The sequence below is a fragment of the Halogeometricum pallidum JCM 14848 genome, assembly GCF_000337095.1.
In the GTDB taxonomy this organism is placed as follows: Archaea; Halobacteriota; Halobacteria; order Halobacteriales; family Haloferacaceae; genus Halogeometricum; species Halogeometricum pallidum.
The window spans coordinates 131,233-145,045 of record NZ_AOIV01000042.1 but is presented as its reverse complement, the minus strand read 5'-3'; the positions used below and the strand labels follow the sequence as shown (position 1 = coordinate 145,045).

Sequence of the window (13,813 nt, the reverse complement as noted above, 5' to 3'; positions counted from 1 at the left end):
CCTCCCTCGCGCCATCAGAGATGTGTATAAGAGACAGCCTGTGGGCGCTCTCCGTCGACCGGACGCTGCTGTTCAGTTTCCCCGCGGAGTACGCCTGGATAGAGAACCACCGCTGGGCCGTCGCCGCCGTCTGCGCGGTGATTCCCGTCGCCGCCGGCGTCTACGCCCGCGACGCCCTCGCGTGAACGCGCCGGTCGGCGCCGGAGCAGACACCGACCCGCAGTCCGCCGGTTTTGCGGCGTGGGAAGTCGAAAGCCCCTTATGCACCGGCGCCCTTACTTCGAGATGGACTAGGTCGGGCAGCTAGGCCCTGCTCTTCACCCGTAACTTCGGCCTTTAGCGGGGACCGAACTCGGGCGCGTCCGGTCAGACCGGTGCGGGCCCCGGGAGCCAACGTAGAAACCTCGTCCGTCGGGGACAGCGGACCGTGGAAGCCGGCCGCAGGGTCGGTTGCACGCGGTTAATCGGTGGCAATCCGCCAGGCGCGGAAGCGAGCAGCGGACCGCCGAACGTGTGTCGCTCGACGAATCGCGGGGTGGAGGAGGCAACCGGGATTCCCCGCACCGGAACGCCGGGCAACCCCGTCGTCCACCATTCATACCGTATTCGACTCCGTAGCGACGCTGCCATCCGTCTTTTCCGCGCCCATCGTTCACGGTCGTTCGGGGTCATTCGAGCGCCTCAGGCACTGAGAGTGCCCCGCACGGGCTTCTTGGATGCTGTGATTTAACCCGCTCGGACCGTTTGGTTCGAACACCGATGGGCGAGCAAGCGGGGGGCACCTTGAGCCTCCTCCGGGACCGAGAGTTCGCGGCGCTGGCGGGGACGGCGTTCGCCCGCAGTCAAGCGTACTCGACCATCCTCATCGCTCTCGCCCTCTACGCCGAGCAGTTCGGGACCACCGGCTTCGTCGAGGGGTTGTTCGGCACCGCCTTCGCCGTGGTCCAACTGCTCATCGTTCTGCCGCTCGGTCGCAAGATAGACACCGGCAACGCCAAACGTTACCTGCTCGCCGGCCTCGCCATCAACGTCGCCGTCTTCGTGGGGTTCACCTTCGTCCAGAGTTCCGTCCACGTCATCCTCATGCGGATGGTACAGGGGTTGGGGGCAAGTCTCCTCTGGATAACCGGGTCGACCATCGTCGGCGAGATAAGCCCCGACGACGCCAGCGGTCGGTGGCTGGGCACGTACAATCAGGTCGCCGCCTTCTCCAGTCTCGCCGGCGACGTGGTCGGCGGCTACCTCCTCTACGCCTACCAGACGCACGTCGTCTACACGGTGCTCAGCGCCGTCACCGTCGGCGCGTTCCTCCTCGTCTGGGCCTACCTGCGCGAGAACCCCGGCGGTCGGAAGGACCCCGAGGAGGCGACGGGAACGGAGACGCTCCGCGCCCTCCTCGACCGCCCGATGATTCGTTCGCTGGTCGTCTTCCGACTCGCGTTCAGCGTCGGCAAGATGGCCGTCATCATCTTCCTCCCCATCGTCGCCAAAGTCGAGTTCGGTATCAACGAGTTCGCCATCGGCTGGATTCTCGCCGGCGGGAAACTGACGAAGACGCTCTCGCAGGGCTACATGGGTGACCTGACGGACCGGCTCGGTTCGAGACACCTGTTCGTCGCCACCGGCGCGATACTGTACGGTCTCGGGACGGCGCTCATCCCCCTCTCCTTTTACTTCGAGGGCGCCGTCGAACCGTTCCAGTTCCACGCCTTCGGCCGGTCGCAGGCGCTCGGCGGCGCGTTCTTCGCGCTGTTCGTCGCCTACGGCATCCTCGGCGTCGCCGACAGCATCCGCCTCCCGGCGAGTATGGCGCTGTTCGTCGAGGAGGGCGAGCGGTTCGACTCCGTGGCGTCGAGTATGTCCCTGCGCTCTCTCTCCTGGAAGGTCGGACAGGTCGCCGGTCCGGTGCTCGTCGGCAGCATCAAAGACTTCGTGTCGACGACGGCCGCCTTCCTCACCGCGGCGGCGTTCATCGTCGTCGCCACGGGCGTCTTCCTCGCGACGTACTACCGCACGGCGGACACGACGACTCGGAGTACCGTGACGGGCGATTGAGCGCGAGCGCCCGCGTCTCCGCCGACGACTGCGTCTACCTCGACAACCGCGGACCAGCGCCGTCGCTCACGGCGTAGATGGCCGAGAAAAGGTAGTAGCCGGCTCAGGCGGCCGAGGTCCGGTCCGTCTCTTCTTCGACGTCGCGGGTCGACTCGGCGTCGTCCGCCTCGGAGCTCCGCTCGCTCATCGAGCGCAGTTCTTGGTCGATTTCCTCGCGGCCGCGCTTGAACTCGCCCATCGCCTGTCCAGACGAACGCGCTAGCTGTGGGAGCTTGTTCGCGCCGAACAGGAGCACGACGATGAGGAGGACGATGAGGAGTTCGGGACCGCCGGGGATACCCGGGAACAACGGGACGAATGTGAGTGTCATCACTCCGAGTACGTGCCCGACTGTTATCAACTTGTCACCCGTTCGACCGGCGGGTACGAGGGAAAGAAACCGAGGAAGTCCGCCGCCTCAGGTCTCGTAATCGGAGCCGTCGGCGCGGCGGTACGTTTCGAGGCGTCGGTATTCGTGGATGACGCCGTCGTCCGTCAGCGACACCTCGTACTGTCCGATGATGTCCTGGGTGTCCGGGACGGACCGACGCTCGATGAGTTCGACCGTCGCGACCCAGCCCTCCTCGCCCTGCATCAGACTGGTAACGCCGTCCAACTCGCGGCCGATGAGTTGGGGGACCTGGTCTCGGACCCGGTTTCGAACGGTGACGATGTTCGAGGGTTCTTCGGAGTCGGACGCGGAGTCGGAGTGCGTCTCGTCCTGTGACTTCTCGTCGTCCGTCTCCTCTGTCTCTTCTTCCTCCTCCGACTCGGACTCGTTCCGGGAGTCGCTATCACTTTCGCTCTCTGTCGAGTCGGCTGATTCAGTCTCCTCTTCGGAGTCGGTGTCTTCTGGCACGTTGGAGTCCTCGCGTTCGTCGTCTTCGTCGGCGTCGGTCGTCTCCGCCGCGTCGGCCTCGTCGACGGTCTCGTTCTCGGGACCGTGCTGGTGACAGAAGCCGTTCTCCTTCGCGGGGCGCGAACATCGCTCGCCACCCTCGGTAACGGCCCTACACTGATCGGGCACGGGTCAAGCCTCCTCAGGACGCGTCGGGGGCCGCCTGCGGGTTCGCGCGGCGGATATCGAGCTCTTGGAGCTCCTCTAAGTCCCCCTGACTCGCTTTCTCTATTTTCGCCATCTCTGACGCATAGGTCAGGAACGTGTCTACCGAGGCGGCGACGATACGCGCCTCGACGGTCAGAATCTCGATACCGACGACGGACACGCGTGCCCATATGTCGATAACGATCCCCTTGTCAAGGATTCGGTCCAGTACGTCGGCCAAACTGGATGCATCCGGGCTATCTGCTGGCATCGTCTATTCTAGTCGCGTCTCCTTATTTAATCATTCGGCCGTCTGGGAAAATAACGGCTGAAAGTCTCCGTGGCGAGAGTTTCACGCTTCGTTTCGGCGGCGTACGAGCCAAAAGCTATACGGGTTCATCCGCCGAATCTTCCACCAACACTGCTATGAGTTCTCATCTGTACGCGTACGGCGTTATCGAGGCCGAGGACCTCGAACTGGACATCGAGGGCGTCGAGGGGGAGAGCCCGGTCCAGACCGTGACGTTCCGGACGCTGTCGGCGGTGGTGACGCCCATCGACGACGTCGACGTCGAGCGCACGGACGAGAACACGCGGGCGCACGACGAGGTGCTCAGAGAGGTGATGATGGAGGGCGACGGCCGAACCGTCGTCCCGATGCAATTCGGGATGGCGTTCAAAAGCGCGCGGACGCTCAAGAGCGTCATGCGCGGGGGTCGGCGCGCCTTCCGAAAGGCGCTGATGGACGTCGACGGGAAGGTCGAACTCGGCGTCAAGGTCGTCGGCTCCGAGGATGGCGCGCTGACGCGCGAGGACGTTGCGGCCGACATCTCGGAGCGACTCGTCGCCGTCAGCGACCAGGAGGCCGAGAACGACCTCTACTCCGAGCGCCTCCTGTTCAACCGATCGTACCTTCTCGACCGCGACGCCCAGGAGGCGTTCGGCGAGGCCGTCTCCGAACTCGAGGACGACTACCCCGACGCGACGGTACAGTACACGGGCCCGTGGGCGCCCTACAACTTCGTCGACGTCGAAATCGAGGCGCAGTAACCGTGTTCCTCCTCGACGACATCCTCCTGTGGCCGATCACGAACGTGGTGGACGTGCTTCACTCGCTCGCGGTCCAGGAGATGTACGACACCGAGTCCATCCAAAGCGACATCAAGGAGAACCAACTGCTCTACGAGATCGGCGAACGCGACGAAGCGGAGTACGAACGCGAGCGCGCCCGGTTGGAGTCGGAGTTGGACGCGGCCGAACGCGCCCGCGAGCGACTCAGCGACAAGGTGGTGGTGCAGCGATGAGCGACGAGGAGCGAGCGGAGAGGACGGAGAGCGAGGAAGACGAGATAGACGTCTCCTCGCTCGTCATCAGAGCGTTGGAACTGAGCGAGGCCGCGATGGACGACGAGGGCGAGGACGCGGAGGTGGCGGAGCTTCTGAACGACCTGCAGACCGTCGTCGACGAGGCGGATGAACTGCTCGACTCGATGGATTTGACGGACCTCCCCGCGGCCATCGACGCCGAGAACATCGACGAGATGATAGACGAGGAGAACCTGTCCGAGGCGATAGCGAACCGCGACCCCAGCGAGGCGATTCGGCTCCGAAAACTGCTCGCCGTCATCGACATCGGCAAACTCTGGGACTCCGTGGACGTGCGCGACGTCTGGCGGAACAAGCGCGAGTTCGAGGAGGCTCTCGAAGAACTCGACGAAACCGACGAGGACGACAGCCTCCCGTTCGTCGACGACCTCGCCGACGACGAAGACGAGAACGACGACGGCCTCGTGGACGTCGACGCCGAGGACGCCAAGGACGCCGTGGGGATGGGCGACGACGACGATAGAGATAACATCGAACTGCCCGACGAGGCCTACCAGACCGCGATACAGTCGAAGCTCTCCGACAGCGTCGACGAGTTCCGCGAGGGACTCGTTGCCACGCACGACCGCATCGAGCGACTCCGCGAGGAGAACCGGGAGCGCGTCGAACGCACCGGTCAGCCCGATTCGCGGAACCCGACGGCGTACTCGACGCTCGCCGCCTCGCACGGCGTCGCCGACGCCGATACGAAGTACTCGACGGTGCCGGCGGAGTCGAAGTACTCCAACGCGCCGAACCGGAAGCGGGTGTACGGGTCGCGGTTCGACCAGTTCGTCGAGGAGGACGACGATGCCTGATCCGGTCAAACCGGGGCGCGACTCCGACAGCCTCGCGGACGTGGTCGAACTCCTCCTCGACAAGGGAGTCGTGCTCAACGCCGACATCGTCGTCTCCGTCGGGGAGACGGAACTGCTCGGCATCCGCCTCCGGGCGGCGCTGGCGTCGTTCGAGACGGCCTCCGAGTTCGGACTGGAGTTCCCCTCGGGGACCGACATGGAGGCCGTCGAGGCGGCGAGCAAGCGTCGGCGGCGGGCCAAGATGTCGCCGTCCGGTCGCCCCGGACTGGAAGAAGGGGAAGGGGGGGATGACGAGGACGAGGACCGCGAGGACCGGTCCGTCGACGTGATGAACGCGACGATAGGCCGAGAGGAGAGCGAGCAGTCGGCCGACGGGAGCGAGAGCGGAGCGGAGGCGGACGGAGAGGGGAAGGCCGAGGACGAGAGAGACGACCAGGACGGAACGAGCGCCGAGAACGGCAACGGCGACGAGGTGGACGACGGGGAGGGAGAAGACGGATGACGACGATCGAAGTCGACGAGGACGGCGCGAACGGGCTGACGGCCGTCGTCATCGCCGTCGTGGAGATACTCGTCGATTCCCTCGAACGCGAGGCGATCCGACGCATGGAGTCGGGGAACCTCACCGACGAGGAGATAGAGCGTCTCGGGAGCCACCTCGCCAAGTTGGAGGAGGACCTCGAACAACTGAAGGAGGACCAGGAGATGGACCAGCAGGTCGACCAACTGCGCGGCGATTTGGACTCGCTGGTCGCCGACGCCGTCCAGCAAGTCCGCACGGAGGAACGGCGCGGGAGCGACGGCGCGGGCGCGGCACCGCCGGACGCAGGAGGGGCGCGTGAGCGACGCTGACGGACCGCCCGGCGCGGGCGATGCCGGAGACTCCACCGAGTCCGGCGCCGAAACGGAGAGAGCGAGCGACGGCCCCGACGGACGTTACCTCTACTGCGTCGTCCGCCGAGACGACGACGCCGCGGCGCGACTCGACGCGACCGGGGTCGGCGGCGCGTCGCTCTCCGTGGTCTCAACCGACCGGCTCTCGGCGGTCGTCCACGAGCGCACCGAACCGTACGAGTCGGACGCCCCCGACGAGGTGCGCGAGTGGCTGTACGACCACCAGGACGCCGTCGAGAACGTGGGCGAGGCGTTCGGGACGCCGGTCCCGTTCCGCTTCGACACCATCGTCCGCGGCGGCGACGAGACGATTCGCGGGTGGCTCAGCGCGAACGAGGAGACGCTCTCCGAGGCGCTCGATTCGCTGGCCGGTCGGTGGGAGTACCGCGTGGAGGTCGAGTGGGACCGCGACGCCCTCGCCGAACGGGTCGGCGACGACGACGAGCGACTCGCGGAACTGGGCGAGAAGCTCTCGGACGCCTCCGAGGGGACGGCGTTCCTCGTGCAGAAGCAGTACGACAAGCGGCTCTCGACGCTCATCGACCGCAGGCGACGGGGGCGCTCGGAGGAACTCGTCGCGGAACTCGAATCCCGGACCGACGACGTGCGCGAACTCGGCGACGCGCCGCAGACGCCGCTGACGGAGGCACCGACGGGGCCGACGGCCCGATTCGCCGTCCTCGCCGACGAGAGCGAGTGCGACGCCGTGGGCGAGTACCTCGACACCGTCGCCGACGAGGACGGGGCGTCCGTCCGATTCACCGGGCCGTGGCCGCCGTACACGTTCGCGCCGGATGCGCTCGAACCCGCGGAGGAGGTAGAACAACAAACGGAGGAGAGGAGGGATGGAACCGGCCCCGCCGAGTGACGACGACGCGGTGGTGGACCTCGTCGACGTGCTCCTGCGCGACGGCGCCGTCCTCGACGCCGACGTGGTCGTCACCGTCGCCGAGATTCCGCTCATCGGTATCAAACTCCGCGCGGCCATCGCTGGGATGACGACGATGACGGAGTACGGACTGTTCGAGGACTGGGACGAGCGGATACGGGAAGAGCAGCGTCAGCGCGAAGCGCGGTTCGACTCCGAACGCTGACGGGGCGGGGACCGAACGCCCGCCGGAAGCGGGTTCCGGAGACACCCCACTCGGACGCTTCGGATGCCCGTCGTGCGAACGCGTTTCGACCCGGGACACCGGACCGACTTCGAGACCCCTCGAACCCCGTCGGCGAGAGTCGTGTGGATAACTCCCGGTCGGCGGTGCGGTCGGCCGAACGGTTTCGCCGGCCGGTCCCACCCCGAGAGACCGTCGTCGCCGTACCGTCGTTAGTGTATCCGGCGAGAGTCGTGCACGGGGTGCACGCCGTGCGGGACCTGCACGAACCTCCCACTGAATCGATTCGCTCAGCGCAACGGCTCCGCGCCCGCCCGGTAGGAATCGTACGTCTCCTCGGCCCACCGACGGACGCGTTCGTCCGCCGTCTCGACCAGCGCGCGCGGCACCCCGTCGCCGTCGCCGACGCCCAGTTGCACGTCGTTCTCGAACAGACCGACGTAGAGGGGGACGGGCCGGTCGCTGACGTAGAAGTCGATGCGTCCCCGTTGCCGGAGTTCACCCATGACGTCGAGATACTTTTGCTCACTCCGTATCGTCTCGCCGACCGACGGCGAGACGACGAGTTCGTGGTCGAAGCCGTCCAGTTCCCGACCGATAGCGCGCATCGGCCGCACTCCCGTCGCCGGGAGGAGACAGCGCAACTCCGCCGCAACTTCGAGGCGTTCGACGTGTCTGTCTATCGGCGCGTACGGGTCCGAAGGCGTCGACGGGTAGACGTCGGCGTCCGCCAACCACTCCGAGGGGAGGTCGACGTCGTCGGTCGGGAACCACTCGAAGAACGGGTCAAGGCGGTCGACCGTCTCGACCGTCGAGAGGAACGACTCCAACCCGGCGGCGAGGAGTTCGCCGCCCGGCGTGACGCGGTAGAGAGCGTCATTCTCCTCGATCCACCCTCGGTCGACGAGGGCGTCGAGGTTCCGGGAGACGGTCGTTCGCGAGGCGTCGACGCCGTCGCGCAGTTCGCATCTGTTCATCGGACCCCCCTCGACCAAGCGCAACAGGAGGCGGACCCGCGCCGACGACTGCGAGACGAACCGCACGTCGTCGAGCGCGTCGGTCGAGAACTCGGACACCATCGACGTATACTGGCAGACTACAGGTATATTAACGTCCGCCTCGTCGTCCGACGACCGCGGGGCGGCGACGCCGAACGGCGGGTCGGCTCCGGAGCACGAGCGCGAGAGCGCGAAGAGTGCGACGGGCACGAATCGGCGCGCAGGTCACTCGGCCGACGAGCCGATTCGACCGCCGAGCACCGCGTTGACGACGGCGCCGCCGAGGAGCAGGAGGCCGGCGAGGTAGAGCCACAGTGCGAGCAGGAGGAAGCCGCCGAACACGCCGTACGTTCGGTACTCGCCCGTGAGCGAGAGGTAGGCGACGAACAGGCGCTGGAGAAGTGCCCACCCGACTCCCGCGAGTAGTGCGCCGGGAACGGCCTCGAAGACGCCCATCTCCACGTCCGGGAAGAGGCGGTAGAGCGGCAGGAAGGCGACGGCGGCGCCGAGAGAGACGGAGAGCGTCCGCGCGTAGCCGACGAGGGGTACGCCGCCGAACCCGTCGTACGCCATCTCCGCGCCGTAGAAGACGAGCACCGCGAACGCGACGGCGAACAGCGCCACCGCCCCGTCGCGAATCTGGTCTCCGACGGAGGTGTCGGCGGTCGTTCCGTACACCGCGGAGAACGCCGCGTCGAGCTGCCTGAATACCTTGAGCGTGCTCCACAGCAGGACGACGACACTCAGGAGCGACGCGCGAACGCGGTTCTGGTCGTCGGTGACGACGTCCGCGACGAGGAGGGTCTGTCCCGGCGTCAGGTAGCGTTCGACGCTCTCGACGACGAAGACGGCCATCGGCTCGTCCAAGAGAAATCCGGTCACGACGAACAGCAAGAACAGGAGCGGGAGGAGCGAGACGAGCGCGTGGTAGGCGAAGCTCCCGGCGAGGAGCGCCACGTTCTGCCGTTTGACCTCCAGTCGGACGGTCCGAAGCGCGACCACGACTCGGTTCGTGCGAACCGCCCGGAGGAGTCGGTCCTTCCCGGTCACGCGTCACGTCACGGGGGCCGCGGGCTTGAACGCCGCGGCCGTTCCGTCGCTTGTCCGGCCTCCGGTTCCGAGACGACGCGTTCGGAAGCGCCGTCGGCGGTGGGGCCGTCTACAGTTCCTGTCCGGTCGGTCGGATCAGGAGCTCGTTCACGTCGACGTGCGTGGGCTGGCCGACGGCGAACGCGATGGAGCGCGCGATGTCCTCGGGTCGAAGCACGTCCATCTGTTCGAGCAACTCCTTGGTCTGCTCCTGCTGTTCGTCGTCCGGGATGTGCTCTGCGAGTTCGGTGTCGACGAAGCCGGGTTCGATGAGCGTCGTCCGGATGTCGTTCTCGCCGGTGACATCCTGTCGGAGCGCCTCGGTGAAGCCGTTGACGCCGAACTTCGTCGCGTTGTAGCCGGCCCCGCCGGCCATCGCCTTCCGCCCCGCGACGGAGGAGATGTTCACGATGTGGCCCTCGCCCTGCTTCTGCATGTAGGGCAGCACCTCGTGGGTGACGTCCATCAGGCCGAGCAGGTTCACCTCGACCATCTGCCGGAAGTTGTCGGTGTCGGCGTCCTCGACGTTCTCCAACAGCATCACGCCCGCGTTGTTGACGAGCACGTCGATGCTCCCGAACTCCTCGTGGGTTCGGTCGACCATCTCGGCGACGTCGTCCTCGTCGGTCACGTCGGTGGGGACGACGAGCGTCTCGCCGCCGTCGGATTCTATCTCGTCGGCGAGTTGGTGGAGTTCGTCCTCGCGTCGGGCGGCCAGCGCGACGCTCGCGCCGGATTCGGCCAGCGCCTTCGCCGTCCGCTCGCCGATGCCCGAAGACGCGCCGGTGATTAGTGCCGCCTTCCCGTCGAGATTCTCGGTGATGGCTTCCATCGTGCTCCGACGTAGGGACGTGAGGTGAAAGAGGGGTCCGCTCGGAGCCACACTGACCGGTACTGTCGGTGTCGGGTTATCCCGCTGATACCGGTGGTTTTAGTCGGCGCGCCGTCGGCCGGCGTCGAAGAAACGGGTGTAGTTTTCGGCCGCGCGGACTACCGCGCGATGATTCGGGCCAGCCAGACGATGGGGATGACGGGTATCGCCAACCCGGTGACGATGAGGATGATGGCGATGACGATTTTCTCCGCCGTGCTCGAATCGCTCCATACCGACTGCCACATGTCGTCGATAGCCTGTGCGGTTCGTTGGATGAGTCCAGCCATGGTCGCAGAGAGGGCGGGGAGGACCGTAGTCTTCGTGGCCGGGGCGGGCCGAGAGCGACGAAGGAGAACGGAAAGTGAACTCAGGAGGACATTTTTGGTCCGTGAGGGGTGATCTCATTGATCATGGTTTCGGCGTCGGCGAAGACGGCGGGCGCGACGGCGCTCGTGGTGTTCGGAACCGTCGGACCGACCGTCGTGATGGTAATTCCGGCGGGGGTGTGCGTCGGCACGTCGGTCAACGGCGAGTTCGTCGAACAGCAGTGCCGGATGGGCGTCTCACCGGTTCTCCTGTTCAGAGCGCTCTTCGCCGTGGTCCTCGCCTCGTTGGGAGGCGGGTTGGTCGCTCAGTGGCGAGTGTCGGGCGACGCCGGGCGAGTGGCGAACCTCCTCTCCGGCGTCGTGTTGACGCTGTTCGGAGTGTTCCAGTTCCAGAGTTTCGGTCGGTGATTCTGGAGTCTCACCGTCGAGTCGCCCGCGGTGTACACGAGGACCTTCGGCCTCGTGGCGTTGGCCGCGTTCGCGGCAATCGGTCTCGCGGTTGCTTTAGTGGGTTGCGTGACGCTCTCCCGGAGCTATCGAAGGTGGTGAGCGCGGGAACAGGACAGCGGCCCGTCTCCATCTGGACTGCCCTCGTCACGGTCATCGACGACCGGGGATCGGACGTGACCGACGACCACGGGCGGGACCCGATACTCCCCCGAACTACGGACGCGCGCACGGGCAAACAGACGCTCCAGAGGTACTGCTACCAGGGTCGCGTCCTGACGTGCGACACCTCGATGCGAGTGGTCAACTAGTGTCGTCTTCTCCCTTCAGTGCCTGAAGCGATAGGAAGATGAAGAACGCTCCACACACCCGTAGGCGGGACAGATAGCCTGTCTTCCACTCGAAGGGGGACGATCCCTCGTATGCGACCCTGTTTCCGACTTCGACGTATCGTCTCGGAAAGAAAAGCAAGGTGACGCCCACTATTCCGAGGTATTTCATATAGGCAGAGTACGCCCTCTCACCTTTCAGACAGATTAGCACTGTAACTAGTCCCTCCATACGAACGTAGGAAGTGAGCCAGCGCCTCTCGACAAAGTCATCCGGGTTTTCGACGGCCAGATCCTGCATCACCGCCAAGAATTTCGCGGGGAACAACGCCATGATGACACCCGTGAATAGACCAAATCGTCTCGACATGACCGAGGTACGAGGCGAGTTAGCATGAATACCACGTCTACTCTCGGATATGAGCCGACCGGGAGCACCACGAGCAACGCGAGTGGTACGTCGGACGGCGGAGGACCGGAGGGAGTGCGCCGGCCGGGATTGTTGAACCGCGGTCGCTCTGCTCGCTTCGCTCGCGACGCTCTCTATTCAAATCCCTTTGTAGTCGCATTTTCTCTCACGGCTCACTCGTCGCTACGCTCCTCGCTCGCGGTGTTCGAGAAAATGCGCCGGCCGGGATTTGAACCCGGGCCATGAGCTTGGAAGGCTCAGGTCCTACCACTAGACCACCGGCGCGCTTCGCTCACGTTGTTCGCTCGCGCGCCGGGCCGCCACCTCACTTCGTTCGGTGACGACACCGGCGCTCGCTTCTGGAACGAACGACGCTCACTCGTTCTTTTTCGACCACGGAATAAGGGTGTTACCCTTCGCCGTCGCGGGTGGGGAACGCACCCACGCCGGACTCTCGTCGTCGCCTCACCCGCGACACTCGTGGCGCAGGAGTTCGACCCGGCGGGTCGGCTCCGGACCGTCGAGTCGGGTCGGCTGTTCGACGTACGACACCGTGAGGCTCGTCAGGTCGTCCTCGTGCGCTCGGTTCCAGCGCTCGCACAGGTACGCTGCGAACGTCCGCTGGCGCGCCGTATCGCCCGAGTAGCGCAGTTCGACGAGGTACTTCCGCCAGCGTACGCTCGGGAACATCGCCCGCGTCTCCGGTCGCTCGCCCGCGAGCGGTGCCGACCGGTAATAGGCGTCTATCCGCTCGCCGGATTCGAGTTCGCCGGGGGCGACGTACCAACCGTCCACCGTGGCCGGCGTCGGCGCGAACATGGTCCACGGACTCCGCGTGAGGTCCACTCCCGCGGGGTCCTCCTCCGGCGGCGGTACCGCACCGAGGGCGACGGCGTTCCAGACGAGTGCGAGCGTCAGGAGCGCCGCGGCCGCCGCGGGGACGACGCGACGGCCCATGCGGCGGGCCGCCGAGAGCGACCGACGAACGGTCGGCGTCGGTCGGCGGACCCCGACCCCGGCGGAGGGAATCCGCCCTCCGACCCGCGCCGCCGAGCGTTCGAGCGACGCGGGAATCCGGGCTTCGACCCGGTCCCACACCGGCGACGGAAGAAAGGGGACGAGCGCCGCGACGGAAACGAGCGGAAAGAGGCCGAGCCGCAGGGTCGCGAGCATCCCGAGGTGCGCCGACGCGAACGTCAGTGCCAGCGCCGTCCGGAGGCGACCCCGCGAGAGCACCAACAGCGGAGCGACCGAGATCAGGCCGAGCCAGAACCAATCGAACGCGCGGAGCAGCGACGGAACCCCCGTCAGAACGTCGCCGAGGCGGAGGGAGAACCGCTGGAGGCTGAACACGTAGCGGACCGCGTCGCCGCGAAGCCAGAGGTCCCCCCGGTGCTTGAGCGCCGCGTTGACCGCATAGACGAGGACGACCTGCGACAGCAGTCCGGCGGACGCGAGACTCGCCAGCCGTCGCCGAGAGGAACCGTCCCGGCGCCGCGCGTCGAGCGACCAGCGCCCGCCGAGCGGAAGGAGCGCGCTCCACAGGAGCAGTCGCCGGAGGAGCGCGTCGCCGCCGTTCAGCACGGCGGGGTTGCGAAGGTGCAGCGAGACGAGGAGAACGAAAGAGAGTACCGTCGTCGTCCGCGTCCGGTAGCCCGCGAGCAACGACACCGCGAGGAGACCGGCGAGGAGGAACAGCAGCGCTTGGAACCACGCCGCCCCGGAGAGGGCGTGTAGCGAGTAGCGCAGCGCCGGATACTGCTCGGCCAGCACTCCGCGGGGCGCCATCCCGGCGTCCGTATAGAACGCGCGGAGGTGGCGGGCGCGGAGCAGGAGGTCCGCGAGCAGCAGCAGACCCAGCGAAATCCGGAGCGCGGCCAGCGCTCGGGCGTCGACGCCGAACCGGGCACCGAGCGCATCGGCCAGTCGCGCGGGGAGGGGTCGTTCGGACGGGGGACGGTCCGTCTCGCTCATCAGGAGAGTATCACGACGACTCGCGCGTTTGAATCGTTCG

20 protein-coding genes, 1 tRNA gene and 1 other RNA gene are annotated in these 13,813 nt (G+C 66.5%); 12 read left to right on the top strand and 10 right to left on the bottom strand.

All coding sequences use genetic code 11. The features are described 5' to 3' along the window. The 3 genes from C474_RS22425 to C474_RS18765 all read left to right on the top strand — a co-directional run. The coding region (locus C474_RS22425) for a DUF7548 family protein (protein ID WP_449404857.1) at positions 1-185 on the top strand (185 nt) is incomplete at its 5' end. A gap of 98 nt (positions 186-283) precedes the next feature. After that, an RNA gene (gene ffs / locus C474_RS21800) (signal recognition particle sRNA) lies at positions 284-594 on the top strand. Positions 595-759: 165 nt separating this feature from the next. Next, positions 760-2,055: an MFS transporter gene (locus C474_RS18765; protein WP_008389637.1), complete on the top strand. Its 1,296-nt coding sequence runs from the start codon at positions 760-762 to the stop codon at positions 2,053-2,055. Between the two features lie 103 nt (positions 2,056-2,158). Here C474_RS18765 and C474_RS18760 read toward each other — a convergent pair whose 3' ends face one another. The 3 genes from C474_RS18760 to gvpA form a co-directional block, all read right to left on the bottom strand. Then, positions 2,159-2,425 carry a twin-arginine translocase TatA/TatE family subunit gene (locus tag C474_RS18760; protein ID WP_008389636.1) on the bottom strand — a complete coding sequence of 89 codons (267 nt, stop codon included), beginning with the start codon at positions 2,423-2,425 and terminating at the stop codon, positions 2,159-2,161. Positions 2,426-2,512: 87 nt separating this feature from the next. After that, the gene (gene gvpO / locus C474_RS18755) at positions 2,513-3,121 is read right to left on the bottom strand and encodes a gas vesicle protein GvpO, halophile-type (RefSeq protein ID WP_008389634.1); all 609 of its coding nucleotides are present in this window, start codon (positions 3,119-3,121) and stop codon (positions 2,513-2,515) included. A gap of 13 nt (positions 3,122-3,134) precedes the next feature. Continuing rightward, positions 3,135-3,410 carry a gas vesicle protein GvpA gene (gvpA, locus tag C474_RS18750; protein ID WP_049917180.1) on the bottom strand — a complete coding sequence of 92 codons (276 nt, stop codon included), beginning with the start codon at positions 3,408-3,410 and terminating at the stop codon, positions 3,135-3,137. 155 nt (positions 3,411-3,565) lie between these two features. Here gvpA and C474_RS18745 point away from each other — a divergent pair, with 155 nt between their 5' ends. Genes C474_RS18745 through gvpM form a run of 7 tightly spaced genes read left to right on the top strand, consistent with a single transcriptional unit; the run spans position 3,566 to position 7,309 of the window. Further along, on the top strand, positions 3,566-4,189 hold the full coding sequence (locus C474_RS18745; protein WP_008389630.1) for a GvpL/GvpF family gas vesicle protein: 624 nt from the start codon (positions 3,566-3,568) through the stop codon (positions 4,187-4,189). 2 nt (positions 4,190-4,191) lie between these two features. Then, positions 4,192-4,443: a gas vesicle protein GvpG gene (gene gvpG / locus C474_RS18740; RefSeq protein ID WP_008389628.1), complete on the top strand. Its 252-nt coding sequence runs from the start codon at positions 4,192-4,194 to the stop codon at positions 4,441-4,443. Continuing rightward, positions 4,440-5,321 carry a hypothetical protein gene (locus tag C474_RS18735; protein ID WP_008389626.1) on the top strand — a complete coding sequence of 294 codons (882 nt, stop codon included), beginning with the start codon at positions 4,440-4,442 and terminating at the stop codon, positions 5,319-5,321. Before gvpG ends, C474_RS18735 begins: the two co-directional genes overlap by 4 nt. After that, the gene (gvpJ, locus tag C474_RS23640) at positions 5,314-5,823 is read left to right on the top strand and encodes a gas vesicle protein GvpJ (RefSeq protein WP_008389624.1); all 510 of its coding nucleotides are present in this window, start codon (positions 5,314-5,316) and stop codon (positions 5,821-5,823) included. The genes C474_RS18735 and gvpJ overlap by 8 nt, the downstream gene beginning before the upstream one ends. Continuing rightward, positions 5,820-6,173: a gas vesicle protein K gene (locus C474_RS18725; RefSeq protein ID WP_008389623.1), complete on the top strand. Its 354-nt coding sequence runs from the start codon at positions 5,820-5,822 to the stop codon at positions 6,171-6,173. The genes gvpJ and C474_RS18725 overlap by 4 nt, the downstream gene beginning before the upstream one ends. Continuing rightward, positions 6,160-7,083, top strand: a complete 924-nt coding sequence (gene gvpL, locus C474_RS18720) for a gas vesicle protein GvpL (protein ID WP_008389620.1) — start codon at positions 6,160-6,162, stop codon at positions 7,081-7,083. Before C474_RS18725 ends, gvpL begins: the two co-directional genes overlap by 14 nt. Beyond that, positions 7,061-7,309: a gas vesicle protein GvpM gene (gene gvpM / locus C474_RS18715; RefSeq protein WP_008389618.1), complete on the top strand. Its 249-nt coding sequence runs from the start codon at positions 7,061-7,063 to the stop codon at positions 7,307-7,309. The genes gvpL and gvpM overlap by 23 nt, the downstream gene beginning before the upstream one ends. A 308-nt stretch (positions 7,310-7,617) precedes the next feature. Here the strand turns inward: gvpM and C474_RS18710 are convergent, their stop codons facing one another. The 4 genes from C474_RS18710 to C474_RS22735 all read right to left on the bottom strand — a co-directional run bounded on the left by C474_RS18710 (position 7,618) and on the right by C474_RS22735 (position 10,575). After that, complete coding sequence (locus tag C474_RS18710; protein WP_152421715.1) at positions 7,618-8,406, bottom strand: helix-turn-helix transcriptional regulator; 789 nt, start codon at positions 8,404-8,406, stop codon at positions 7,618-7,620. Between the two features lie 144 nt (positions 8,407-8,550). Further along, positions 8,551-9,375 carry a YhjD/YihY/BrkB family envelope integrity protein gene (locus C474_RS18705; protein WP_008389614.1) on the bottom strand — a complete coding sequence of 275 codons (825 nt, stop codon included), beginning with the start codon at positions 9,373-9,375 and terminating at the stop codon, positions 8,551-8,553. Between the two features lie 109 nt (positions 9,376-9,484). Then, positions 9,485-10,246 carry an SDR family oxidoreductase gene (locus tag C474_RS18700; RefSeq protein ID WP_008389613.1) on the bottom strand — a complete coding sequence of 254 codons (762 nt, stop codon included), beginning with the start codon at positions 10,244-10,246 and terminating at the stop codon, positions 9,485-9,487. A 158-nt stretch (positions 10,247-10,404) separates the two neighbouring features. Then, positions 10,405-10,575: a hypothetical protein gene (locus C474_RS22735; RefSeq protein WP_169330573.1), complete on the bottom strand. Its 171-nt coding sequence runs from the start codon at positions 10,573-10,575 to the stop codon at positions 10,405-10,407. A 123-nt stretch (positions 10,576-10,698) separates the two neighbouring features. Here C474_RS22735 and C474_RS18695 point away from each other — a divergent pair, with 123 nt between their 5' ends. Together C474_RS18695 and C474_RS18690 are read left to right on the top strand one after the other, a co-directional pair. Continuing rightward, the gene (locus C474_RS18695; protein ID WP_008389609.1) at positions 10,699-11,022 is read left to right on the top strand and encodes a hypothetical protein; all 324 of its coding nucleotides are present in this window, start codon (positions 10,699-10,701) and stop codon (positions 11,020-11,022) included. Between the two features lie 137 nt (positions 11,023-11,159). Next, positions 11,160-11,372 carry a hypothetical protein gene (locus tag C474_RS18690; protein WP_008389607.1) on the top strand — a complete coding sequence of 71 codons (213 nt, stop codon included), beginning with the start codon at positions 11,160-11,162 and terminating at the stop codon, positions 11,370-11,372. On the opposite strand, the gene C474_RS18685 is transcribed toward C474_RS18690, so the two are convergent. From C474_RS18685 to C474_RS18675, 3 genes are all read right to left on the bottom strand, one after another. Further along, positions 11,365-11,724, bottom strand: a complete 360-nt coding sequence (locus C474_RS18685; protein WP_152421714.1) for a hypothetical protein — start codon at positions 11,722-11,724, stop codon at positions 11,365-11,367. The genes C474_RS18690 and C474_RS18685 overlap by 8 nt on opposite strands. Before the next feature lie 289 nt (positions 11,725-12,013). Then, positions 12,014-12,084: transfer RNA gene (locus C474_RS18680), tRNA-Gly, on the bottom strand. Between the two features lie 180 nt (positions 12,085-12,264). Further along, positions 12,265-13,773, bottom strand: coding sequence for an HTTM domain-containing protein (locus tag C474_RS18675; protein WP_008389605.1), 1,509 nt, complete (start codon positions 13,771-13,773; stop codon positions 12,265-12,267). Positions 13,774-13,813 lie beyond the last annotated feature (40 nt).